This is a genomic window from Streptacidiphilus sp. MAP12-33, from assembly GCF_041261265.1.
Classification (GTDB): Bacteria; Actinomycetota; Actinomycetes; order Streptomycetales; family Streptomycetaceae; genus Streptacidiphilus.
Genome location: NZ_JBGCCA010000022.1, coordinates 1 through 23,170, shown reverse-complemented (window position 1 = coordinate 23,170; position 23,170 = coordinate 1). Strand labels below are relative to the sequence as shown.

Annotated in this window: 17 protein-coding genes and 1 tRNA gene; 8 read left to right on the top strand and 10 right to left on the bottom strand. The window is 71.0% G+C overall.

Annotated features, from left to right (window positions below; genetic code table 11):
- Positions 1 to 41 precede the first annotated feature (41 nt).
- Together ABH931_RS21820 and ABH931_RS21815 are read right to left on the bottom strand one after the other, a co-directional pair.
- A complete protein-coding gene (locus ABH931_RS21820; protein WP_370115744.1) occupies positions 42 to 686 on the bottom strand; it encodes a response regulator in 645 nt (214 codons plus the stop codon).
- Complete coding sequence (locus ABH931_RS21815) at positions 683 to 1,996, bottom strand: sensor histidine kinase (RefSeq protein WP_370115742.1); 1,314 nt, start codon at positions 1,994 to 1,996, stop codon at positions 683 to 685. Before ABH931_RS21815 ends, ABH931_RS21820 begins: the two co-directional genes overlap by 4 nt.
- A 157-nt stretch (positions 1,997 to 2,153) precedes the next feature.
- Between ABH931_RS21815 and ABH931_RS21810 the strand changes: the two genes are divergently transcribed.
- Complete coding sequence (locus ABH931_RS21810; RefSeq protein ID WP_370115739.1) at positions 2,154 to 3,227, top strand: FtsX-like permease family protein; 1,074 nt, start codon at positions 2,154 to 2,156, stop codon at positions 3,225 to 3,227.
- Complete coding sequence (locus ABH931_RS21805; RefSeq protein WP_370115737.1) at positions 3,224 to 3,898, top strand: ABC transporter ATP-binding protein; 675 nt, start codon at positions 3,224 to 3,226, stop codon at positions 3,896 to 3,898. Before ABH931_RS21810 ends, ABH931_RS21805 begins: the two co-directional genes overlap by 4 nt.
- A gap of 44 nt (positions 3,899 to 3,942) precedes the next feature.
- Here the strand turns inward: ABH931_RS21805 and ABH931_RS21800 are convergent, their stop codons facing one another.
- Positions 3,943 to 4,278 carry a hypothetical protein gene (locus tag ABH931_RS21800; RefSeq protein WP_370115735.1) on the bottom strand — a complete coding sequence of 112 codons (336 nt, stop codon included), beginning with the start codon at positions 4,276 to 4,278 and terminating at the stop codon, positions 3,943 to 3,945.
- A 159-nt stretch (positions 4,279 to 4,437) separates the two neighbouring features.
- On the opposite strand from ABH931_RS21800, the gene ABH931_RS21795 reads away from it, so the two are divergent.
- The 3 genes from ABH931_RS21795 to ABH931_RS21785 all read left to right on the top strand — a co-directional run bounded on the left by ABH931_RS21795 (position 4,438) and on the right by ABH931_RS21785 (position 11,566).
- On the top strand, positions 4,438 to 5,160 hold the full coding sequence (locus tag ABH931_RS21795; protein ID WP_370116028.1) for a VIT1/CCC1 transporter family protein: 723 nt from the start codon (positions 4,438 to 4,440) through the stop codon (positions 5,158 to 5,160).
- Positions 5,161 to 5,595: 435 nt separating this feature from the next.
- A complete protein-coding gene (gltB, locus tag ABH931_RS21790; RefSeq protein WP_370116025.1) occupies positions 5,596 to 10,110 on the top strand; it encodes a glutamate synthase large subunit in 4,515 nt (1,504 codons plus the stop codon).
- The gene (locus ABH931_RS21785) at positions 10,103 to 11,566 is read left to right on the top strand and encodes a glutamate synthase subunit beta (protein WP_370115732.1); all 1,464 of its coding nucleotides are present in this window, start codon (positions 10,103 to 10,105) and stop codon (positions 11,564 to 11,566) included. The genes gltB and ABH931_RS21785 overlap by 8 nt, the downstream gene beginning before the upstream one ends.
- A 199-nt stretch (positions 11,567 to 11,765) precedes the next feature.
- On the opposite strand, the gene ABH931_RS21780 is transcribed toward ABH931_RS21785, so the two are convergent.
- Positions 11,766 to 12,344 carry a TetR/AcrR family transcriptional regulator gene (locus ABH931_RS21780; RefSeq protein WP_370115730.1) on the bottom strand — a complete coding sequence of 193 codons (579 nt, stop codon included), beginning with the start codon at positions 12,342 to 12,344 and terminating at the stop codon, positions 11,766 to 11,768.
- 90 nt (positions 12,345 to 12,434) lie between these two features.
- Between ABH931_RS21780 and ABH931_RS21775 the strand changes: the two genes are divergently transcribed.
- Positions 12,435 to 12,881 (top strand): anthrone oxygenase family protein, encoded by a 447-nt coding sequence (locus ABH931_RS21775; protein WP_370115727.1) that lies wholly within the window; start codon positions 12,435 to 12,437, stop codon positions 12,879 to 12,881.
- A gap of 34 nt (positions 12,882 to 12,915) precedes the next feature.
- Here ABH931_RS21775 and ABH931_RS21770 read toward each other — a convergent pair whose 3' ends face one another.
- The 4 genes from ABH931_RS21770 to ABH931_RS21755 all read right to left on the bottom strand — a co-directional run bounded on the left by ABH931_RS21770 (position 12,916) and on the right by ABH931_RS21755 (position 18,421).
- Complete coding sequence (locus ABH931_RS21770) at positions 12,916 to 13,806, bottom strand: hypothetical protein (RefSeq protein WP_370115725.1); 891 nt, start codon at positions 13,804 to 13,806, stop codon at positions 12,916 to 12,918.
- 197 nt (positions 13,807 to 14,003) lie between these two features.
- Positions 14,004 to 15,860: a phospholipase C gene (locus tag ABH931_RS21765; RefSeq protein ID WP_370115723.1), complete on the bottom strand. Its 1,857-nt coding sequence runs from the start codon at positions 15,858 to 15,860 to the stop codon at positions 14,004 to 14,006.
- 132 nt (positions 15,861 to 15,992) lie between these two features.
- Positions 15,993 to 17,195 carry an iron uptake transporter deferrochelatase/peroxidase subunit gene (gene efeB / locus ABH931_RS21760; RefSeq protein ID WP_370115722.1) on the bottom strand — a complete coding sequence of 401 codons (1,203 nt, stop codon included), beginning with the start codon at positions 17,193 to 17,195 and terminating at the stop codon, positions 15,993 to 15,995.
- Positions 17,192 to 18,421: an imelysin family protein gene (locus ABH931_RS21755; RefSeq protein WP_370115720.1), complete on the bottom strand. Its 1,230-nt coding sequence runs from the start codon at positions 18,419 to 18,421 to the stop codon at positions 17,192 to 17,194. The genes efeB and ABH931_RS21755 overlap by 4 nt, the downstream gene beginning before the upstream one ends.
- A gap of 194 nt (positions 18,422 to 18,615) precedes the next feature.
- Here ABH931_RS21755 and pyk point away from each other — a divergent pair, with 194 nt between their 5' ends.
- Positions 18,616 to 20,061 (top strand): pyruvate kinase, encoded by a 1,446-nt coding sequence (gene pyk, locus ABH931_RS21750; protein WP_370115718.1) that lies wholly within the window; start codon positions 18,616 to 18,618, stop codon positions 20,059 to 20,061.
- 126 nt (positions 20,062 to 20,187) lie between these two features.
- On the opposite strand, the gene ABH931_RS21745 is transcribed toward pyk, so the two are convergent.
- Positions 20,188 to 21,831, bottom strand: coding sequence for an APC family permease (locus ABH931_RS21745; RefSeq protein ID WP_370115715.1), 1,644 nt, complete (start codon positions 21,829 to 21,831; stop codon positions 20,188 to 20,190).
- Between the two features lie 394 nt (positions 21,832 to 22,225).
- Positions 22,226 to 22,306, bottom strand: a tRNA-Leu gene (locus tag ABH931_RS21740).
- A gap of 92 nt (positions 22,307 to 22,398) precedes the next feature.
- Between ABH931_RS21740 and ABH931_RS21735 the strand changes: the two genes are divergently transcribed.
- Entirely contained in the window at positions 22,399 to 23,016 is a 618-nt protein-coding gene (locus ABH931_RS21735) for an ANTAR domain-containing response regulator (protein WP_370115714.1), read from the top strand.
- Positions 23,017 to 23,170: the final 154 nt, after the last annotated feature.

Below are 23,170 nucleotides of genomic sequence, written 5' to 3'. Positions count from 1 at the left end.
CACTCCCGACCCGGGCGGTCGCGCGGGGCTGATCCGGACCCTCACCGGGTCCGGATCAGCCCCGTCTGCATGCCCGCGGCGATCGCGGAGGTGCGGCTGTCGACGCCCAACTTCTCGTAGACGTGCACCAGGTGGGTCTTCACCGTGGCCTCGCTGATGAAGAGCCGCTTGGAGATCTGCCGGTTGGGCAGCCCCTCGGCCAGCAACTCCAGGATCTCCAGCTCACGCGGCGAGAGCACCGGACGGCCGGGCCGGGACCGGCCCAGCAGGCGCGCCGCGACCGGTGGCGCCAGCACCGTCTCGCCCTTGGCGGCGGCGCGGATCGCCGAGGCGAGCTCCTCCGGCGGAGCGTCCTTGAGCAGGTAGCCGGTGGCCCCGGCCTCGACGGCGGAGAGGATGTCCGCATCGGTGCTGTACGTCGTCAGGATCAGCACCGCCGGGGGATCGGGCAGCGCCGTGATCTGCCGGGTGGCCGTCACGCCGTTCATGCCCGCGCCCATCTGCAGGTCCATCAGCACCACATCGGGGCGCGGCAGACCGTCGGCCGCGAGGCGTTCCAGCAGTCGCAGCGCCTCGGCGCCGTCCGCCGCCTCGCCGACCGGCTCCAGCTCGGGCAGCTCCTCCAGCAGGGCCCGCAGGCCGCGCCGGACGACGGGGTGGTCGTCGACCAGGACGACGGTGATCACGAGGCGTGCTCCACGGGGTGTGCGGTGGGGTGCTCGGCGGGCCGGCCGGCCGGCTGCTCGGCCTGCACGTCGGCGGGGTGCCCCGCGGAGTCGGGTGGGGCGGGGACCGGCTGAGGCCGGACCGGGCCGCCCAGTGGGATCGCCACCGCGACGGCGGTCCCCTCGCCCGGAGCCGACTCGATGGTCAGGGTGCCGCCCAGCTCCGCGATCCGCTCGCGCATCCCGTGCAGGCCGAACCGCGGACGACCGCCTGCTCCCGCGTCGGACGCGCGCGCGGGGGCCTCGGGCGTGAAGCCGATGCCGTCGTCGAAGACGTCGAGCGTCACCTGGTCGTCCAGGTAGGCCAGGGTGACCGCGGCCCGCTCGGCGCGGGCGTGGCGCTGCACGTTCGCCAGCGCCTCCTGGGTGAGGCGCAGCAGTGCGACCTCGGCCTCCACCGGCAGTGGGTAGGGCTCTCCGTCCAGGTGGAAGCTGACCTCCGGCACCGGGCCGCAGCCGGCCGTGACCCGGCGCAGCGCCTCCGTCAGGGTCGAGTCCTGCAGCGAGGGCGGTGTCAGCCCGGCGACGAAGCGGCGCGCCTCGGCCAGGTTCTCCGAGGCGGTGGCCCCGATCTCGCGGACCCGCCCGGCCGCCGCCTCGGCCCCCGGCGGCAGTGCCGACTCGGCGGAGCGCGCCAGCAGCACGATGGAGGAGAGCCCCTGGGCCAGCGTGTCGTGGATCTCCCGGGCCAGCCGGGCCCGTTCGGCCAGGCGCCCGGCCTCGCGCTGGGTCTCGGCCAGCTCGTCGCGGGTACGGACCAGGTCGTCGATCAGGGCCTGGCGGCGGCGGCTCTCCCGGTACAGGCCCACGTAGCAGTAGGCCGTCAGCACCGCGACGGCGGCGCCCGCGCAGGGCCCTATCACCTTGGCGGCGGTCAGCCCGCCGGCGGTGGTGGACTGGGCCGCGATGACGACACCCGTCAGCAGCGCGACCGAGGGCAGCGACCAACGCGGCGGCAGCAGGTGCAGATAGAGGAAGTAGAGCGGGAAGGCGACGTACCCGGCGCCGGGGGAGGTGGCCGCCAGGGCCACCCACAGCACGGTGATTCCGGCCAGCCAGACGAGGCCGTCCCGCCGCGCCTGCGAACGGGCGAAGTAACCGCCCGCGGCGTAGGCGGCACCGAGGCCGGCGCCGAGCACCCAGGTGGTGGCCCCGCTGCCGACGCAGCCGAGGACCAGCAGCACGTAGAACATCGCGTGCAGGGCGACCCGCATCGCCCGCAGCGCGGGGGTCCGCGACGGGTCGTGCTGGGTGGGGGGAGCGCTGGTCACGGCATCGACCCTACGTCCCGGCGCTGACGTCCGAGCCCTCGCCGGCATCAACCATTCGATTGATTCGGAACCCATCGTCTCCACGATGGCGCGGCTCTTCCTGGCAGGGAGTGTGGATGACGTCAGCTCGTCCCGTCCGCTCCGAGGAGTACACACCGTGTTCGTCGCCCTGCGTGACATCCGCTTCGCCAAGGGGCGTTTCGCCCTGATGGGCGCGGTCGTCACGCTCATCACCACCCTGGTGGTCTTCCTGTACGGCCTCACCGGTGGTCTCGCCTCCGCGGCCTCGTCCTCGATCGCCCAGCTGCCGACGCAGGACATCGTCTTCGGCGCCCCGCAGGGCGCGACGCCGGAGGTGTCCTTCAGCAACAGCGCGATAGGCCCGCAGCAGGAGCAGGCCTTCGCGTCCGCTCCCGGCATCGGCAGGGTCGAGCCGCTCGGCGTGGCCATGTCCCGGCTGAGCGGGCCCGGCAGCGCCACCTCGGTCAGCGTCTTCGGCGCGCCCACGGACCTGCTGCCGTCGGTGGTCTCGGGCACGGCGCCGCAGAACGGCCAGGTCGCGGTGAGCCGGAAGGTGGCGGACGACAGCAAGGTCAAGGTCGGCGACCAGGTCGCGGTCGGCGGGCAGACGCTCACGGTCTCGGGCATCACCGCGGACCGCTCGTACGCCCACGCGCCCAGCGTGTGGACCACCCCGGACACCTGGTCGCTGGCCACCGGCGCCAAGCAGCCGAACGCCCTCGCGGTCGACCCCGGCTCGGCGGACGTCGCGGCGCTGGACAAGGCGCAGAACACCCACACGGTCTCCCGCTCCGCCGCGCTCGCGGGCATCGACGGCTACTCGGCCGAGCAGGGCAGCCTCCAGATGATCCAGGGCTTCCTCTTCGCGGTCAGCGCGCTCGTGGTCGGCGCCTTCTTCACCGTGTGGACGGTGCAGCGCAAGCCCGACATCGCGGTTCTCAAGGCGGTCGGCGCGTCCAGCGGCTACCTGGTCCGCGACGCCCTCGCCCAGGCGCTGGCCATGCTGGTGACCGGAGCGCTGGCCGGCGCCGCGATCGGCTTCGCCGGTGGTGCGCTGCTCGGCGGCAGCGGTATGCCGTTCACCCTCGGCGCGGCCACGGTGGCCGTCCCGGTCGTCGTCATGGTCCTGCTGGGCCTGGCCGGCGCGGCCCTCGCCGTCCGCCGCATCACCTCCGTCGACCCGCTGACCGCGCTGGGAGCCACCCGATGAGTCTTGCCCTGTCCGACATCGTCCTGACCTACCCCGACGGGGACCGTCGGCTGACCGCCTTGGACCGGGTCTCGCTGGAGGTCGCGCCGGGCGAGTTCACCGCCATCGTCGGTCCGTCCGGCTCCGGCAAGTCCAGCCTGCTGGCGGTCGCGGCGACCCTCCAGACGCCCGACTCCGGTCGCGTCATGGTCGGCGGCGAGGACGCCGCGGCCCTCAACGACAAGCAGCGCACCACGCTGCGCCGTGACCGGATCGGCATCGTGTTCCAGCAGTCCAACCTGCTGGCCTCGCTCACCGCCACGGAGCAGCTCCAGGTGGTCGCCCACCTGCGCGGGGAGAGCCCCCGCGTCGCGGCCCCCCGCGCCGAGGCACTCCTCGCCTCCGTCGGCCTCGCCGACGGCAAGCAGCACCGCCGCCCCCACCAGCTCTCCGGCGGCGAGCGCCAGCGCGTCAACATAGCCCGCGCCCTGTTCGCGGAGCCCTCCGTACTGCTGGTGGACGAGCCCACCTCCGCCCTCGACCACGAGCGCGGCGAGCAGATCGTGGGCCTGCTGGCCCGGATCACCCGCGACCACGGCACCGCGACGGTCATGGTCACCCACGACAAGGCCCAGCTGAGCGCGGCGGACCGGGTGCTGGAGATGGTCGACGGTCGCCTGAGCGCCGCCTAGCCGGCGATGGCCGGGAGCCGTTCGAGGCGATGGGCCGTGCGCGCTCAGGCCATGGGCGCGGCGCCCGGCTGCCGGCCGCCCCACGCGAGGTTCCGGCGGTCCGCAGTCCTGCGGCGGTGCGCCGTCCAGGCCATGCCGGCCGCGCCCGACGCCGCGGTGCTCGCCACCACGAGGACGACGGCCACGGGGAGCAGGTAGGAGCCGTGCAGCAGGACGACCCATGCTCCCGACAGGCCCGCCGCGGCCAACAGCAGCAGGGAAATGCGTTCCGACCGTCGCAGCGAGGTGCTGGTCAGGGCGATGACCAGTCCCACGGCCAGGGCCGGTCCGACGGTCGCGGCGATGCCGAAGGCCAGGAAGAACAGCAGGAAGAAGATCACGGCGTCATCATGCCAGGATTTTTGAACATGTTCAATAACTTCGTCGCCCTTAGGCAAGCATGGCCTAACTTCGCAGGTCAGGGCGCGGGTAAGGCAGCCCTGCCTTGCTGGAAATGAAACGATGAGAGCGTTAGTTTCCTAGGCGTGACGACGATGACGATGAGCGCCCAGGACATAGCCGAGACCGCCGAGGCGTACAAGCACGACCACCGCGACGTGACCGGCGGCTGGCTGCGTCCGGCGGTGTTCGGGGCGATGGACGGGCTGGTGTCCAACTTCGCGCTCATGTCGGGTGTCGTCGGCGGCAGTGCGAGCCACAACGTCATCGTGCTGACCGGCCTGGCCGGTCTCGCGGCGGGCGCGTTCTCGATGGCGGCGGGGGAGTACACCTCGGTGGCCTCGCAGGGCGAGATGGTCCAGGCGGAGCTCGCGCTCGAGCGCCGGGAGCTGGAGCGCAACCCGCAGGAGGAGCTGGCCGAGCTGGCGCAGCTCTACATCGAGCGGGGTGTCGAGCCGGCGCTCGCCTTCGAGGTGGCTCGTCAGCTCTGCGCGGACCCGGAGCGGGCGCTGGAGGTCCACGCCCGCGAGGAGATGGGCATCGACCCGCACGACCTGCCGTCGCCCGTCGTCGCGGCGGTCTCCTCCTTCACCGCCTTCGCGCTCGGCGCGCTGCTGCCGCTCCTGCCGTTCCTGCTCGGCGCCACCTCGTTGCTGCCCGCGCTGCTGATCTCGGTGGTCGGCCTGTTCGCGGCCGGCGCGGTCGTCAGCAAGGTGACGGCGCGCAGCTGGTGGTTCTCCGGCCTGCGCCAGCTGGTCCTCGGGGCTGCAGCGGCCGGAGTCACCTACTTCCTGGGCGGCCTGATCGGTGGACACATCGGGTAGCCGGTAGGGGCGCCTCGCGCCCCCTACGCGTTGCCACGGGCCCGTTCCAGGTGGTGTTACTCACACAGGGCAATCGCATGAATGCTCTGTTTCGCGGGCGGAGCGATCGGGCAGACTTGCGAGGACGTCCGAATACCCCTGACCCTGGGATGAGGCGGACGCACCCCACGGGATGTCCCCCATCACGGCCTTCACCCAAGGCCGCACGCAGCTGGCTCGTCCACATGATGGACTGAAAAATCCACTGAGTGGAATCTCGGGCATCATGTAACCTGCACGACACGCAATCGCAAAGGGCCAGCGTCGTCCCGGATGCGCATGTGATTTGACTCCATGCCGATCACGACGACGGGAGAGCCAATGCTGCCTGCGTCTGCGTCCCACGCCCCGCGGCCTTACGCCGCCCTGGCCGACGCACGCCCCGCCAAGCAGGGCCTGTACGACCCGAGCAACGAGCACGACGCCTGTGGCGTCGGGTTCGTCGCCTCGCTCAGCGGACTCGCTGAGCACCGCATCATCGAGCAGGCCCTCACCGTTCTGCGCAACCTTGAGCACCGCGGCGCCACCGGCGCTGAACCGGACTCGGGTGACGGTGCCGGCATTCTGACTCAGATCCCGCACGCCTTTCTGGCGGAGAAGGCCACCGAGGCCGGCTTCGAGCTGCCCGCCCAGGGCAGCTACGCCGTCGGTATCGCCTTCCTGCCGGACGACGACGCCGCAGACGCGGCCGCCGTCGCCTCGATCGAGGCGATCGCCGCCGAGGAGAGCCTCACGGTCCTCGGCTGGCGTGACGTCCCGGTCACCCCGGACCTGCTGGGTGCGACCGCGCGCTCGGTCATGCCGCGCTTCCGCCAGCTCTTCGTCACCGACGCCGAGGGCCGCAAGACGGGCCTCGAGCTCGACCGGATCGCCTTCGTCGTGCGCAAGCGCGCCGAGCGGGAGGCAGGGGTCTACTTCCCCTCGCTCTCCGCGCGCACCATCGTCTACAAGGGCATGCTCACCACCGGGCAGCTGGAGCCGTTCTTCCCGGACCTGTCCGACCGGTCCTTCGCGTCCGCGCTCTGCCTTGTCCACAGCCGCTTCAGCACCAACACCTTCCCGAGCTGGCCGCTGGCGCACCCGTACCGCTTCGTCGCGCACAACGGTGAGATCAACACCGTCAAGGGCAACCGCAACTGGATGACGGCCCGCGAGTCGCAGCTGGCCACGGACCTGATCCCCGGCGACCTGAAGCGGATCTTCCCGATCTGCACGCCGGACCACTCCGACACCGCCTCCTTCGACGAGGTGCTGGAGCTGCTCCACCTGGGCGGCCGTTCGCTGCCCCACTCGGTGCTGATGATGATCCCGGAGGCGTGGGAGAACCACGCCACCATGGAGCCGGCCCGCCGCGCCTTCTACCAGTTCCACTCGAACCTGATCGAGCCCTGGGACGGTCCGGCCTGCGTCACCTTCTCCGACGGCACCCAGATCGGCGCCGTGCTCGACCGCAACGGCCTGCGCCCGGCCCGCTACTGGGTCACCGCCGACGGCCTGGTCGTGCTCGCCTCCGAGGTCGGCGTCCTGGACATCCCGCAGGACCAGATCGTCCGCAAGGGCCGTCTGCAGCCGGGCAAGATGTTCCTGGTGGACACCGCCGAGGGCCGCATCGTCGACGACGAGGAGATCAAGTCCGCGCTCGCGGCCGAGAACCCCTACGCGGAGTGGCTGCACGCGGGCTCGATCAAGCTGGACGCGCTGCCGGAGCGCGAGCACATCGCGCACACCCACGCCTCGGTCACCCGCCGTCAGCAGACCTTCGGGTACACCGAGGAGGAGCTGCGCGTCATCCTGGCGCCGATGGCCAAGACCGGCGGTGAGGCCCTCGGCTCGATGGGCACCGACTCGCCGATCGCCGCGCTCAGCTCCAAGCCGCGCCTGCTCTTCGACTACTTCACGCAGCTGTTCGCGCAGGTCACCAACCCGCCGCTGGACGCCATCCGCGAGGAGCTGGTCACCTCGCTCGGCTCCAACCTGGGCCCCGAGGGCAACCTGCTGGACGCCGAGGCCGCCTCCTGCCGTTCCGTCGTGGTGCCGTTCCCGGTCATCGACAACGACGAGCTGGCCAAGCTGATCCACATCAACGCGGACGGCGACCTGCCGGGCCTGAAGGCGGTCACGCTCTCCGGCCTGTACAAGGTCTCCGGCGGCGGCGCGGCGCTCGCCTCCCGCCTGGCGGAGATAGCGGCCGAGGCCGACGCGGCGATCGCCGACGGCGCCCGCCTGATCGTGCTCTCCGACCGCCACTCGGACGCCGAGCACGCGCCGATCCCCTCGCTGCTGCTCACCTCCGCGGTGCACCACCACCTGATCCGCACCAAGCAGCGCACCCACGTCGGCCTGATCGTCGAGGCCGGTGACGTGCGCGAGGTGCACCACGTCGCGCTGCTCATCGGCTACGGCGCGGGCGCGGTCAACCCCTACCTGGCCATGGAGTCCGTCGAGGACCTGGTCGCGCAGGGCACCTTCATCACCGGCATCGAGCCGGAGAAGGCGATCCGCAACCTGATCAAGGCGCTGGGCAAGGGCGTGCTCAAGGTGATGTCCAAGATGGGCATCTCCACCGTCGCCTCCTACCGCGGCGCCCAGGTCTTCGAGGCCATCGGCCTCTCCCAGGAGCTGGTGGACGGCTACTTCGCCGGCACCACCACCAAGCTCGGCGGCATCTCCCTGGAGGAGATCGCCAAGGAGACCGCCGCCCGCCACGCCCAGGCCTATCCGGCCTCCGGCATCTCCCCGGCGCACCGCCGCCTGGAGATCGGCGGCGAGTACCAGTGGCGCCGCGAGGGCGAGCCGCACCTGTTCGACCCGGAGACCGTCTTCCGGCTCCAGCACGCGACCCGCACCAAGCGGTACGACATCTTCAAGCAGTACACCTCGCGCGTGAACGAGCAGTCCGAGCGCCTGATGACGCTGCGCGGGCTCTTCAAGTTCAAGCCGGGCGCCGAGCGCGGGCCGATCCCGATCGAGGAGGTCGAGTCGGTCGCCGAGATCGTCAAGCGCTTCTCGACCGGTGCGATGTCCTACGGCTCGATCTCCCTCGAAGCCCACGAGACGCTCGCCATCGCCATGAACCAGATCGGTGGCAAGTCCAACACCGGTGAGGGCGGCGAGGACCCGGAGCGCCTGTACGACCCGTCGCGCCGTTCCGCGATCAAGCAGGTCGCCTCCGGCCGCTTCGGCGTCACCAGCGAGTACCTGGTCAACGCGGACGACATCCAGATCAAGATGGCCCAGGGCGCCAAGCCCGGTGAGGGCGGTCAGCTGCCCGGCCACAAGGTCTACCCGTGGGTGGCGAAGACCCGGCACAGTACCCCCGGCGTGGGCCTGATCTCCCCGCCGCCGCACCACGACATCTACTCCATCGAGGACCTCGCCCAGCTCATCCACGACCTGAAGAACGCCAACCCGGTCGCCCGCATCCACGTGAAGCTGGTCTCCGAGGTCGGCGTCGGCACGGTCGCGGCGGGCGTCAGCAAGGCCCACGCGGACGTCGTGCTGGTCTCCGGCCACGACGGCGGAACGGGCGCCAGCCCGCTCACGTCCCTCAAGCACGCCGGTGGCCCCTGGGAGCTCGGCCTGGCCGAGACCCAGCAGACGCTGCTGCTCAACGGCCTGCGCGACCGCATCGTCGTGCAGACCGACGGTCAGCTCAAGACCGGCCGTGACGTGGTCATCGCCGCGCTGCTCGGCGCCGAGGAGTTCGGTTTCGCGACCGCGCCGCTCGTCGTCTCCGGCTGCATCATGATGCGCGTCTGCCACCTGGACACCTGCCCGGTCGGCGTCGCCACGCAGAACCCGGTGCTGCGCGAGCGCTTCTCCGGCAAGCCGGAGTTCGTGGTGAACTTCTTCGAGTTCATCGCCGAGGAGGTTCGCGAGATCCTCGCCGAGCTGGGCTTCCGCTCCATCGAGGAGGCCGTCGGCCACGCCGAGTTCATCGACGCGACCGACGCGATCGACCACTGGAAGGCCAGCGGCCTGGACATTGCTCCGCTGCTGCACGTCCCGGACGTCGAGTCCTCGCTGTACCAGACCACGGTCCAGGACCACGGCCTGGACAAGGCGCTGGACAACCAGCTGATCGCGCTGGCCGAGGACGCGCTGGAGCGCGGCGACGCCGTCAAGATCCAGCTGCCGGTCCGCAACGTCAACCGCACCGTCGGCACCATGCTCGGCTACGAGGTGACCAAGCGTTACCGCGGCGAGGGCCTGCCCGAGGGCACCATCGACATCACCCTGACCGGCTCCGCCGGCCAGTCGCTGGGCGCCTTCGTGCCGCGCGGCATCACCATCCGCCTCGAGGGCGACACGAACGACTACGTCGGCAAGGGTCTGTCCGGCGGTGTCGTGATCGTCCGTCCGTCCCGCGACGCCTCCGCGATCGGCGCCGACGCGCAGAACCACGTGATCGCCGGCAACACCGTCGGCTACGGCGCCACCTCGGGCCGGATCCACCTGCGCGGCAAGGCCGGTGAGCGCTTCGCCGTCCGCAACTCCGGGGCCACCCTGGTCGTCGAGGGCGTGGGTGACCACGGCCTGGAGTACATGACCGGTGGTCGCGTGGTGATCCTCGGCGAGACCGGCCGCAACCTCGCGGCGGGTATGTCCGGCGGTATCGGCTTCGTGCTGGACCTGCGTCCGGCCAACGTCAACGGCGGCCTGGTCGGTATCGAGGCGCCCGACGCCAAGGACCGCGAGTGGCTGCGCGAGACCGTGCAGCAGCACTACGAGGAGACCGGCTCCACGGTGGCCGCCGAGCTCCTGGCCGACTGGGGCGGCGGCGTCTCCCGCTTCTCCAAGATCATGCCCACCGACTACAAGGCCGTGCTCGCCGCCAAGGACGCCGCCGAGCGAGACGGACTCTCCGAGTCCGAGACCACCCGGAAGATGATGGAGGCGGCACATGGCTGACCCGAAGGGCTTCCTCACCACGCCCAAGCAGCTGGCCGAGCGCCGTCCGGTCGTCGAGCGCGTCCGTGACTGGAACGAGGTCTACGTCGAGCGCTCGCTGCTGCCCATCATCAGCAAGCAGGCCGGTCGCTGCATGGACTGCGGCATCCCGTTCTGCCACAACGGCTGCCCGCTCGGGAACCTCATCCCCGAGTGGAACGACCTGGCCTTCCGCGACGACTGGAAGGGCGCGACCGAGCGCCTGCACGCGACCAACAACTTCCCGGAGTTCACCGGTCGCCTCTGCCCGGCCCCGTGCGAGTCGGCCTGTGTCCTGGGCATCAACCAGGACGCGGTGACCATCAAGAACGTCGAGGTCACCATCATCGACAAGGCCTGGGACAACGGCAGTGTGACGCCGCAGGTCCCGGACCGCCTCTCCGGCAAGACCGTCGCCGTGGTCGGCTCCGGGCCGGCCGGTCTGGCCGCCGCCCAGCAGCTCACCCGCGCCGGGCACACAGTGGTGGTGTACGAGCGGGCCGACCGCGTCGGCGGCCTGCTGCGCTACGGCATCCCCGAGTTCAAGATGGAGAAGCGCCACGTCAACCGTCGCGTCGAGCAGATGCGCGCGGAGGGCACCCGGTTCCGCACCGGCGTCGAGGTGGGCGTCGACATCACCGGCCGTCAGCTGCGCGAGCGCTTCGACGCGGTCGTCGTCGCGGCCGGTGCGACCACGGCCCGCGACCTGAACGTGCCGGGCCGCGAGCTCACCGGTGTCTACCAGGCCATGGAGTTCCTGCCGCTGGCCAACAAGGTGCAGGAGGGCGACTACGTCGACTCCCCGATCAGCGCCGCCGGCAAGCACGTGGTCGTCATCGGCGGTGGCGACACCGGCGCCGACTGCGTCGGCACCGCGCACCGCCAGGGCGCGGCCTCGGTCACCCAGCTGGAGATCATGCCCCAGCCGAGCGAGGACCGGCCGACCGGGCAGCCCTGGCCGACCATGCCCATGGTCTACAAGGTCACCTCGGCCCACGAGGAGGGCGGTGAGCGGATGTACTCCGTCAACACCACCCACTTCACCGGGGACGAGGACGGCAACGTCCAGCAGCTCCACCTGGTTGAGGTAGTGTTCAGCGAGGGCCGCTTCGAGCCGGTCCCCGGCACCGAGCGGGCCATCCCGGCCCAGCTGGTCACCCTGGCCATGGGCTTCACGGGCACCGACGTGAAGAACGGCTTGGTCGAGCAGCTCGGTGTGGACCTGGACGCGCGAGGCAACGTCGCCCGCGACGGCCGCTTCGCCACCAACGTCGATGGCGTCTTCGTGGCCGGTGACGCCGGCCGTGGCCAGTCGCTGATCGTCTGGGCCATCGCCGAAGGCCGCAGCGCGGCCAAGGCGGTCGACTCCTACCTTTCGGGCCGCGCCTCCACGCTGCCCGCCCCGATCCGCCCGACGGACCGTCCGCTCACGGTGTGAGGCTGACGCTCTGACGAGCTGACACGTCCGCGTGGCCTGCAACGGCGCCGGATCGCACGCGGCGAACCATGGACGGCACCTGCCCCCTGTCCCCGACCAAGTACGGGGGGCTGGTGCCGTTGTTCGTGTTTTCGGAGCGCGTGGCCTTGGAGCGCGTGGCCTGTGAACGCGTGGCCTCGGGCCCTGGGGGCGCGGGGCCTCAGAGCACGGCGAGCCGGTCCACCAGCAGGTTCACCCGCCACTCGACATCCCCCGGGGGCAGACGTCCCGCCCGGGTCAGGGTGGCCACCCCGTGCAGGGCCGCCCAGAACACCTCGGTGAACAGTCCCGGGTGGACGCCCTCCCCGGCCACCTCGCCGAGGCTCTCCAGCAGGGCGGCGAAGGCGTCCTTCAGCGGCGCCGGGGTGTCCTCGTGGGCGAAGGCCAAGCCCCCGTCGAGCTGGAAGATGGCGTCGTAGACCGCCGGGTTGCGTTCGGCGAAGTCGAGGTAGGCGTGGGCGAGGGCGCTGACCCTGGCGCGCGGACCTTCCACGGCCGAAGCCGCCGCCCGCACCGCCGTGGCCAGCTCGGTCGCACCCTCCAGGGCGACGGCGCCGATGATCTCGCGCTTGCCCTGGAAGTGGCTGTAGAGCACCGGCTGGCTGTACTCGATGCGCTCGGCGAGCCGGCGGGTGGTGACCGCGTCCCAGCCCTGCTGCTCGGCGAGTTCCCTGGCCGTCGCCACGATGAGGCGTTCGCGCTCCGCCCGCTCGCGCTGCTTGCGTTCCTGTACCGACATGACTTGATGCTAGCACCGCTAGACAACCGAGCGGCAGTAGTACTAGCGTTGCCTCATCAGCTAGCAATGCTAGATCCCGGGAGGGTCATCATGCTCAGCGCACTTCAGGTGTTCACCACCGTGGTCGTCGGTCTGATGGTGGGGGTGGAGTTCGCCGTCCTCTTCGTCGTCAACCCGATTCTCGACGCGCTCCCCGAGGACAGTGGCCAGCTGGGCCACGCCCATGGGGGCCGGATGCTCGGGGCCGTGATGCCGTTCTGGTACATCGGCTCGCTGCTGCTCAGCGCGGTCTGGGCCGTCGCCGCGTGGCACCACCACGGCACCGGCCTCGTCGTCGCGGCCGGCGCCCTGCTCGTCCTCAGTGTGGTCATGTCGGTGCTGCTGCTCGTGCCGATCAACAACCGGAACAAGACGTGGACGCCCGAGAACCGGCCCGAGGACTGGAAGGAGCAGCTGAACCGCTGGCTGCGCTTCCACTACGTCCGCGTGGCCGTCATCATCGCCGCTTTCACGCTGCTGGTGACCGCCCTCGTCTGAGCGGTCGGCAGCGGTTCGGACGTGTCGGACGGGGCTACCCCTGCGGGAACTCGGGGACCCCGTCCAGGACGTTGAGGACGCTACGGCCGCTGAGGGTGTCGCTCAGGTGGACCTGGGTCCGCACCGGGACAGCGGCCTCGCCGCACGAGGTGACCGGCTTGCCCGTCGCGATGTCCGTCGCCCCGACAACGACCACGTCCTTCGTCTCGTAGAGCAGCCCGGTGGGCTTCTCGTGGCCGCAGGTGTCGACGACCTGGAGGGTCAGTGTGCGGCCGTCCGGGGAGACGGAGACCAGGCGCGCGCCCTGGTAGCCCGAGCCCTCCAGGTTGGCGACCGGCTGCTGCGGCAGCTTCTCGGCGTGGACCGCGGGGAAGACGAACTCACCCTGGTAGCCCGCGATCGTGAAGGCCCAGGCGGGGACGGTGGCCATGCCCTGGCTGGTCCGCTCCCGTTCGGTCGTGGCCGTCGCCGAGGTGACCGTGAGCTCCGTGGTCGGGCAACCCGACTTCGGGCAGCGGCTCTGCGCCTCCGTCCGCAGCGCGTCGCCGGGGCTCAGACCCGGCAGCGTGCGCTGGGTCCCGGAGTCGAAGTGGATGGTCTGCTGTGCCGGGCCCATCGGGAGGTGGGTGGCGTAGTGGAACTTGCCGCCCAGGTATGCGGCCTTGTCCGCCGGCGAGTGCCAGGCGCCCGGCGCGAGGCGCACACCGTCGTCGGCCGGGACGTAGCCGGCCTCCCAGGTCTGCTGCACCGGTGAGCCGTTCCAGCCCGAGGCGAGCTGTCCGGCCCGCGTCGTGAACGAGGCGGTCGCCTGCGCGGTGCCGGGCGCCGGACTGACGGGCGTCGTCGCGGGCGGGGTGGAACTGGCACAGCCGGAGACGGCGGCGAGCAGGAGCGCGGTGAGGGCGAGGGAACGGACGGGTCGCATATCTCTGCGACGTACGGACACGCCCAGCGGTTCCACCACCGCCCACACGAACCCCCACCCGCACCCTCGCGCGCCCCCGGCGACCCGCGCACGCCCGCCCGCCTCCGCACGCGCCGGAGGGCCGGACCCGGGCAGCGGGTCCGGCCCTCCGACGGGCTCAGCCGTCAGGTGTCGGGCGGGGAGTCAGGCGCCTGACGTCAGGACGCCATCGCCCTGCGGCGCGAGCGGCGGGAGACCGCCCAGCCGGTGCCGAGGGCGGCGACGGCCGCCGCGCCCAGGCTGATGGAGAGCATCGTCGCGCTGTCGTCGGACGCGGAGGCGGCCGCCGGGGAGGCCTGGATCGCCTCCGGGGTGTCGCCGTTGTCGCCGTGGCGGATCGGGGTGACCGAGGCGACGGAGCCGTTCGTGTTCAGCAGCACCCGCACGTTGTTCGGGTGGCGGAAGTCGAAGCCGTAGCTGAGGTAGCCGGCGGTGGCGTCGAAGGAGCCGTCACCGACCCGGCCGAGCTTCCAGTTGTCCTCGATGAAGCGGGTGATGGAGGACTGCGTGGTGTAGCTGTGCGAGATGTGGTTGGTGCGCGCGTAGGGCGAGATCAGCAGCATCGGCTGACGCGGGCCGGAGCCGCAGCGGTCGGCGTAGCCCTTCTTCGCGGCCGGACCGGCCTGGCAGGCCGGGGAGTCGGTGGCCACGCCGCCCGAGACGGTGGCGTCCGTCGAGCCGTTGGTCGGAGCGTGGTAGACGTGGTCGTACCAGCCGTCGGAGTCGTCGTAGGCGATGACGACCGCGGTGGAGGACCAGTCCGGGGAGGACTCCAGCGCGTTGATCTCCTTGACCAGGAACTGCTGCTCGTCCAGCGGGTCCGAGTAGGCCGCGTGGCCGTCCTGGTACTCGCCGGCCTTGAGGAAGCTGACGGCCGGCAGGTGGCCCGCGGCCAGCGCCGAGTCGAAGTCGGTCAGGTCGTACTCGTGGTTCGCCTGGCCCGCGTTGCCGATCTCCGACACGCTCGCCGGGGGCAGGTGGTGCGGGTTCGAGGTCGACTTGTAGTACTCGAACGGGTTGTGGTGCGCGCTGTAGTCCGCGACCGTGGCCCCGCCGATGTTGGTGTGCGTGGCGCCGCAGACCGCGTAGCCGCTGGTGCCGTTGTACGCGGTGGTCGGACGGAAGCCGCCCTGGAACCAGCCCCAGGTGACGTGCTTGGCGTTGAGCAGGTCGCCCACGTTCTTGCCCTGCATCTCCGCCAGCGCGTTGGTGGAGGTGTGGTTGCTGTCGGCGCAGTCGTCGTAGGCCGGGTCCGGGTCGCCGACGACGGTGCCGACACCCTGCGCGTTCGGCGAGTGCACCGTGTAGGCGTCCGGGGTGGCGGTCTGGGTCGGGTTCTCGGTACTGCCGGTGCCGGTGACCGAGACCACGCCGTGGGTCTGGCCGGAGACCAGGCTCAGCGCGCCGGGGGTGGAGGGGCCGTAGACGTCCGAGAAGGAGTTGTCGCTCAGCGTGTAGTGCTGGGCGTAGTTCCACAACGCGGTGACGGTGTTGCCGTCGTAGTAGTCCATGGCCAGGCCCGGGGCGCCGAACAGGCCGCCGGAGCAGGTGTCCTTGGAGGTGTACTGGACGAACTTGTCCATCTTGCCGCCGTCGGCGGCGTACTGCTCCGGCGTGTAGTTGTGGTTCTGGTCGCAGGTCAGCGCCTGCGCGGAGGAGAGGCGCTGCGGCGCGTACAGGTTCGGGTTGGTGGTCAGCAGACCCGAGGTGACCAGGTTGTTCGCCGTCTTCGGGGTGTTCCTCGCGGCCGTGAACGGCGTGCCGTCGGTGTTGGCGGCCTTCGGGTAGGTGCCGAAGTAGTGGTCGAAGGAGACGTTCTCCTGGAAGATCACCACCAGGTGCTTGATCGGCGTGGTGGTGTGCACGTGGCCGTGGCCGCTGCTGCCGCCGTGGTCCGCAGAGTCCGCCCAGGCCGGCGCGGTGCCCGCGGCGACCGTCAGTGCGGCCGCGCCCGCCAGCGCGGCCCAGCGGCGACCGCGCCGCGTGCCCGTCGTCCTGTCCGTGTTGCCACTCATCCCGAGATCCCCTCCGATGACTCTTCACTTCAACGTCGCGTCCGCATCCTTGGCGGAGCGGCCGACGCGCCGGAGCCCAGCGGATGACGTGTCAGTAAACGGCCGGCGAAGCCTGGTCTCTGCGCGCGTAGATCACGTCAGGAGTCCGCGCGCGAAGCGGTCGTTCGCGTCCTGAACACCCGGCAGGGCGAAGAAGTAGCCGCCGCCGAAGGGGCGGACGTAGTCGACCAGCGGCTCCCCGGCCAGGCGCTTCTGCACGGTGGCGAACTGGCGCTCCAGGTCCTGCTGGAACGCGCAGAAGACCAGCCCCATGTCGAGGTTGCCGTTGGCGTCGGTGCCGCGGTCGTAGTTGAAGCCCCGGCGCAGCAGCCGCTGTTCGGCCGTCTGCGCCGTGCGCGGGTTGGCCATGCGGATGTGGGAGTCCATCGGGATGACGTCGCCGGTCGGGTCGGCGCCGAAGTCGGGCGTGTCCGTCTCGGCCTGTCCGTCGAGCGGCGCGCCGGAGTCCTTGCGGCGGCCGAACATCCGCTCCTGCTCGGTGATGTTGACCCGGTCCCAGAACTCCACCAGCATCCGGATCAGCCGGACGGCGAGGTAGGAGCCGTCCGTCGCCCAGGCCGGCTCGCCCTGGCCCGCGTCGACCCAGAGCAGGCGGTCCATCAGGCGGGTGTCGGTGGTGTCCGGGTTGGCGGTGCCGTCGCGGAAGCCCATCAGGTTGCGCGGGGTGCCGACCGGACGCGGCGGCGAGGCGAACCCGTCGATCCGCCAGCGCACCTGCATCCCGCCCCGGGTGTGCCGGGCGAGGTCACGCAGCGCGTAGGCGAGCACGTCGGTGTCGTCGGCCTCCAGTTGCAGCAGCAGGTCGCCGTGGCACTGGGCGGGGTCGAGGTCGTCGTCGGGGAAGGCCGGCATGGTGCTCAGCCGCACGGGCTTGCGGGCGGCGAGCCCGAAGCGGTCGTCGAAGAGCGAACCGCCCACGGCGAGCAGCGCGGTGAGCGCGCCGCCGGGCGGTACGGGGCCCAGCACCCCGGAGTCGGAGGGCGGCGCGCTGATCCCGAGCGGCTCCGGCACGCCCCCGGCGGTCAGTGCCCGCACGCGGTCGGTCAGCGTCGCGAACAGCTCGCCGAGCCCGGCGCGGTCGGCGACGGTCACGTCGAAGGAGACGAAGGCCGCCACGCGGCGTTTGGGGGTGAGGACGCCGGCCTGGTGCACGCCGTGGAAGCCACGGGCCTCCTCGGACGGCGAGGGGGAGCCGGTGGCGGCACCTGTCAGCGTCACGGCCGCGCCGGTTGCCAGGGCGCCGGCCAGCACCGACCGTCGTGCGATGTCCCTCACTGCGTCCTCCGCACGTCCAGCACCGCCGCCACCGGCGCGAGCTGTTCCACCAGGTCCCCGAACACCGCGTTCAGCTTCTCCCGCTGCGGCTGCGTGAGAACGCCGAGCGGCACGTCGCCGTCGGCGGTCAGCTGAGCGCGGGCCGCAGCCATCGCCGCGTCGATGCCCGGCATCGGGACGCGCGAGGTCAGCAGCGGGCGCAGCAGCGTGAGCACCTCCGTGGTGCCGTCCAGGTTCGCGCCGACCGTCGCCAGGTTGGAGCCGCTGCCGTAGTCGGTGCGGCCGCTCAGTTCGAACTCGATCGCGTTCTCGACGATTTCGTGCGCCCGCACGCCCAGGACCGCCGGGTCCAACTGCACCTTCGGCCACGCGGCTGCCAGCCCCTGGACGTCGCTGAGCAGCTTGGCCGCGACCGGCTCCAGGCCGGTGGTCGTGCCCTGGTGCCACAGGCCGTACTCGACGCCGTGGAAGCCGGTGTCGTGGTGGCGCGGGCCGTTGATCTCGTCGTCCACGTCACCGAAGGCGCCGTAGGCCGCGCCGAGGCGCTCGTAGGCGAGGTGGGCGGTGAGCCAGCGCTGCCGCGCCCCCGCGAGGTCGCCGGAGGCGACCGAGGCGTGCAGCGCCGTCACGTCGGCGACCAGCCCGGGGAGTTGGCCGGCGACCCACTTCTGGTAGGCGAGCGCGGCGGGGATCAGGTCCTGCTGTGTGACGGGTACGACCGCGGCCGTCCCCGTCGCGGAACCGGCGGCGGAGTCGGCGGCGGAGTCGGATCCTGAGCCGGCTGTGGAGCCGGCCGCGGAGCCGGTGACGCGGACGGTGGGGCCGGTGACGGCGTCGGTGTCCGACACCAGGCAGCGCAGCGCGTACGAGCCGGCCGCCAGCCGGACCACGATCGGCCGGGAGCGGGTCGGCGCCAGCCCCTCGACCTCGCCGAGGACCACGCCCGTCGCCGGGACGACCAGGTCCACGTCGGCGGGGGCGATACCGGTGTTGGTGACCTCCAGGGCCTGGAGTCCGGCGTGCCCCGAGGACCAGCCCGTGCCGCAGCCGCCGGGGGAGACCTGCACGGAGGTGTGCGGCAGGGCCGCGTAGCCGTCGCCCTGTCCCGGCGACGCGTCAGCGCCCGGTGCTCCTTGCGCGCCCCCCGCGAGCTGCCATACGGCCACGCCGGTCAGCGCGAGTGCCGCGGCCGCTGCCAGTGCCGTCGTGCGTCGTACCCGTTCCACGCCCGGCAGCCTAGGCGGCACCGACGCGCGTTCGACAGGGGGAGGGGCGTACGGCAAGGAAGTGTTCCCTCGCAGTTCATGTGCGCGTATCGGGGATGTACGTTTCGGAATCTTCAACGCCTCGTCGGACAAAAGACATCTGACGGACCGCCAGCGCCGTGAAGCTACCGCCGGGTAGGATCTAGGCTCGTTCCATGCGCCGAGCAAAAATCGTCTGTACGCTAGGCCCCGCCTCCGACAGCTTCGAGCAGATCAAAGCGCTCGTCGACGCCGGTATGGACGTGGCCCGCTTCAACCTCAGCCACGGCAGCTACGCCGAGCACGAGGACCGTTACCGCCGAGTCCGCAAGGCCGCGGACGAGACCGGCCGCAGCGTCGGCATCCTGGTCGACCTGCAGGGCCCCAAGATCCGTCTGGACACCTTCGCCGAAGGGCCCGTGCTGCTGGAGCGCGGGGACTCCTTCACCATCACCACCGCCGACGTCGAGGGCGACCGCAACCGTTGCGGCACCACCTACAAGGGCCTGTGCCAGGACGTCACCCCCGGTGAGCGCATCCTGGTCGACGACGGCCGGGTCTCGCTCGAAGTCACCGCCGTCGAGGGCCAGGACGTGCACTGCACCGTGGTCGAGGGCGGCATGGTCTCCGACCACAAGGGCCTCAACCTTCCCGGTGTGGCCGTCTCCGTTCCCGCGCTGAGCGACAAGGACGTCGCCGACCTGCGCTGGGGGCTCCGTATCGGCGCCGACCTGGTCGCCCTCTCCTTCGTCCGCAGCGCGGACGACATCAAGGACGTCCACCGCATCATGAGCGAGGAGGGGCGCTTCGTCCCGGTCATCGCCAAGGTGGAGAAGCCGCAGGCGGTCGACAACCTCGAGGAGATCGTCGACGCCTTCGACGCCGTCATGGTCGCCCGCGGCGACCTCGGCGTCGAGATGCCGCTGGAGCAGGTGCCACTCGTCCAGAAGCGCGCCATCAAGCTGTGCCGCCGCAACGCCAAGCCGGTCATCGTGGCGACGCAGATGCTGGACTCGATGATCAGCGCCTCCCGGCCGACCCGTGCCGAGGCCTCCGACGTCGCCAACGCCATCCTCGACGGCGCGGACGCGGTGATGCTCTCCGGCGAGACCAGCGTCGGCAAGTTCCCGGTGGAGACGGTCGCGACGATGTCCCGCATCGTCTGCGCCGCCGAGGAGGACGTCCTCGCGGCCGGCCTGCCGCCGCTCACCACGTCGAACAAGCCGCGCACCCAGGGCGGCGCGGTCGCCCGCGCGGCCGCCGAGATCGGCGACTTCCTGCACGCCAAGTACCTGGTGGCGTTCACCCAGTCCGGCGACACCGCGCGCCGCCTGTCGCGCTACCGCTCGCCGATCCCGGTGCTGGCCTTCACCTACGAGCCGGCCGTCCGCAGCCAGCTCGCGCTGACCTGGGGCACGGAGACCTTCCTCGGCCCGTTCGTCGGCACCACCGACGAGATGATCGACCAGGTCGACGCGGCGCTGCTGGCCATCGGCCGCTGCGAGGTCGGCGACATCGTCGTCATCACCGCCGGCTCCCCGCCCGGCCTGGCGGGCTCCACCAACCTGGTCCGCGTCCACCACGTGGGCCAGGACGACCTGCCGCTGCCGACCAAGCGGTAACGCGGGCACGAGAAGCACGAGAAGCACGAGAAGCGCGAGAAGCGCGAGAAGCGCGAGAACAGAGAAGAGCCCGGCCGGAGCGGCACTGCTCCGACCGGGCTCGGTCATGTCACCGTGAGGTGGGGGTCAGTGGCCGCCCTGCTCGACGACGACCGTCTCCTCGATCATGCTCTCGATGCGCTCGGTGGGCAGGGCCACCGCCATCGCCCAGAAGTAGATCGCCAGGCTGAAGACCGCGACAGCGCCCATGTCCCAGCCGAAGGGCAGCACCGGGTTCTTCATCGGGCCGAAGCTGCTCAGGTACTCCAGCAGCCCGATGCCGCCGAGGTAGGGGAGCAGCCACTGGGCGGCCTTGTAGTCCAACTGCGGCTTGATCGGGTTCAGCTTGAAGATCTGGGTGATGGCCAGGAGCAGGTAGCCGATCAGGATCGCGACGCCGAGCTTCCACACCGTCGTCCAGCCGGACCAGACGATGATGAAGTTCGCCAGGATGAACGCGATCGGAGCCATCGTCAGGCCGGCGGGCAGCGTGTAGGCACGTGGGTAGCCGGGGAGGCGGCTGCGGAACGCGCCGAGCGCCAGCGGGGCGCCCGCGTACATCAGCACGCTCGCCGAGGTGATCAGGTTGACCAACTGCTGCCAGTTCGGGAAGGGCAGGAAGAAGACGCAGCCGGCCACGAACGCCATCACCATGCCGAACCACGGCACACCGCGGCGGTCGGTGCGCTCGAAGAGGGCGGGGAAGTAGCCGTTGCGGCTCAGCCCGTAGGAGATGCGCGAGGTGGAGGTGGAGTAGATGAGGGCCGTGCCTCCGGGCGAGACGACGGCGTCCGCGAAGAGGACGAAGGCCAGCCAGCCCATGCCGACCACCATGGCGAGGCCCGCGAGCGGGGCGGCATCGCCCGCGTAGCTGAGGTTGGCCCAGCCCTTGACGAAGCTCTCGGCCGGCAGCGCGGCGATGTAGACGACCTGCACCAGGATGTAGATCGCGGCGCCGATCAGGATCGAGAGGATCGTGGCGCGCGGGATGTCGCGCTTGGGGTTGCTGGACTCGCCCGCGAGCTGGATGGCCTGCTCGAAGCCCAGCAGCGAGAAGACGATGCCGCTGCCGGGGATGGCGAGCAGCACGGCCTTGAGGCCGAACGGCATGAAGCCGCCACCGCCGGTGAAGTTGCTCGCGTGGAAGTTGGTCATCGCCAGCGCGAGGATGGCGAGCATCGGGACGCCGACCTTCCACCAGGTGGCGGCGTTGTTGACCCGGGCCAGCATGCGGATGCCGAGGAAGTTGATCGCCACGCAGATCGCCAGCAGTACCACCGCGATGAAGATGCCGAGCGGTGTGAGCACGTGGGTCTGGTCCTTGACCGTCATCCAGCTGTCGGCCCACTTCCAGTGCTGGGCGTACTGGATCATGGCCTCGACCTCGACCGGGGCCACGGATGCGGCCTGCAGCCAGGAGAACCAGCCGAACGAGGCGCCGGCGGCCCCACCGAAGGCGTAGTGGGGGAAGCGAGCGGTGCCGCCGGTGATCGCGAACATGCCGCCCAGCTCCGCATGGACCAGGGCGAGCACGATGATGATCAGGGCGGCGATGCCCCAGGAGATCAGAGCGGCCGGGCCGGCCATCTTCAGGGCGCCGTTGGCGCCGAAGAGCCAGCCGGATCCGATAATCGAACCTTCGGATGCCCAGAGGAGGCCGATCAGGCCAACCTCCCGGCGGAGTGTGCGACTTGCGACCGGCGTCTCGGACGGTTGCGTGCTGGTGCTCATGCAAGGCCTCTCGAGGGTGGGGAGCTGTTGCTTGAGAGTTGCCCCACCGTAGGGCCGCTATTTATCCCATGCATAGACGCCGTTACTGAATAGATGCCTTCGCTGGCTGTGAATCCGCAGCTCAGAGAATCCTCAAGTCGCTGGGACAAATTTGAGCATTGCTCAGGTCGGTGCGGATTATTCACTGATCTACGCGAGTTGACCTAAGAATCCCAAGAAGGCGCCGTCGGCTGCATAGGATTCTTCGGGGCAGTGAATGTCGGCATGCAGAGGGTCTCGGCGGGGGACGTAAGGGGCGAACCGGCAGCCCGTCGCTTTCAGGGGGTGTCCGCTGAGCGGTGTGTCTCAGATAATGAGAAGGGCCCGCCGTGGCGGGCCCTGAGGTCGAGAGAGGTGCCGGGTGCGGGATTCGAACCCGCAAGCCTTTCGGCAGATGTGTTTGAGACATCCGTGTATGCCATTCCACCAACCCGGCCGGTGGTGCGCAGCAGAACCATACCGTGTGAGCCGCCGTCGACGCAGCTAGGTAGGCTTCTTCCCGTACGCCCCGGAGCTACGAGGAGCATCGTGACCGCCGCCGACGAGCAGCAGGACCCGCACGTCCCGCCGACGACCACCCGCGTCGTCATCGCGGAGGACGAGGCACTGATCCGCCTCGACCTCAAGGAGATGCTTGAAGAGGAGGGGTACACCGTCGTCGGCGAGGCCGGGGACGGAGAGACCGCGGTGCGGCTCGCCCAGGAGCTCAAGCCCGACCTGGTCATCCTCGACGTCAAGATGCCCGTCCTGGACGGGCTCTCCGCCGCCGAGCAGATCCACGAGGCGCACATCGCGCCGACGCTGATGCTGACCGCCTTCTCCCAGCGCGAGCTGGTCGAGCGGGCCCGCGACGCGGGCGCGATGGCCTACATCGTCAAGCCGTTCAACAAGGGCGACCTGGTCCCGGCCATCGAGATGGCCGTCTCCCGCTACAGCGAGATGCGCGCGCTGGAGCTGGAGGTCGAGGACCTCAACCTGCGCCTGGAGACGCGCAAGCTGGTCGACCGTGCCAAGAGCGTGCTGCAGACCAAGTTCGGGCTCTCCGAGCCGGCCGCGTTCCGGTGGATCCAGAAGACCTCGATGGACCGCCGGATGACCATGAAGGCCGTCGCCGAGGCCGTCATCGAAGAGGGCGCCAGCAAGTAGGCGAGGCAGAGCAACGCGAGAGGGGTGGGGGGGGGGGGGGGGCCCCCCCCCCCCCCCCGGGGGGGGGGGGCCCCGGCCCCCCCCCCCGGGGGGGGCCCCCCCCCCGGCGCCCCCCCGCCCCCCCCGCCCGCCCCCCCCCGCGGAGGGAAGTCAA

What these genes read in the sequence shown, in the direction of transcription:
- ABH931_RS21805 (WP_370115737.1), top strand. Translation starts at nt 3,224, where the DNA reads ATGAGTCTTGCCCTGTCCGACATCGTCCTGACCTACCCCGACGGGGAC.
- ABH931_RS21795 (WP_370116028.1), top strand. Translation starts at nt 4,438, where the DNA reads ATGAGCGCCCAGGACATAGCCGAGACCGCCGAGGCGTACAAGCACGAC.
- ABH931_RS21785 (WP_370115732.1), top strand. Translation starts at nt 10,103, where the DNA reads ATGGCTGACCCGAAGGGCTTCCTCACCACGCCCAAGCAGCTGGCCGAG.
- ABH931_RS21780 (WP_370115730.1), bottom strand. Translation starts at nt 12,344, where the DNA reads ATGTCGGTACAGGAACGCAAGCAGCGCGAGCGGGCGGAGCGCGAACGC.
- ABH931_RS21775 (WP_370115727.1), top strand. Translation starts at nt 12,435, where the DNA reads ATGCTCAGCGCACTTCAGGTGTTCACCACCGTGGTCGTCGGTCTGATG.
- ABH931_RS21770 (WP_370115725.1), bottom strand. Translation starts at nt 13,806, where the DNA reads ATGCGACCCGTCCGTTCCCTCGCCCTCACCGCGCTCCTGCTCGCCGCC.
- ABH931_RS21765 (WP_370115723.1), bottom strand. Translation starts at nt 15,860, where the DNA reads ATGAGTGGCAACACGGACAGGACGACGGGCACGCGGCGCGGTCGCCGC.
- pyk (WP_370115718.1), top strand. Translation starts at nt 18,616, where the DNA reads ATGCGCCGAGCAAAAATCGTCTGTACGCTAGGCCCCGCCTCCGACAGC.
- ABH931_RS21745 (WP_370115715.1), bottom strand. Translation starts at nt 21,831, where the DNA reads ATGAGCACCAGCACGCAACCGTCCGAGACGCCGGTCGCAAGTCGCACA.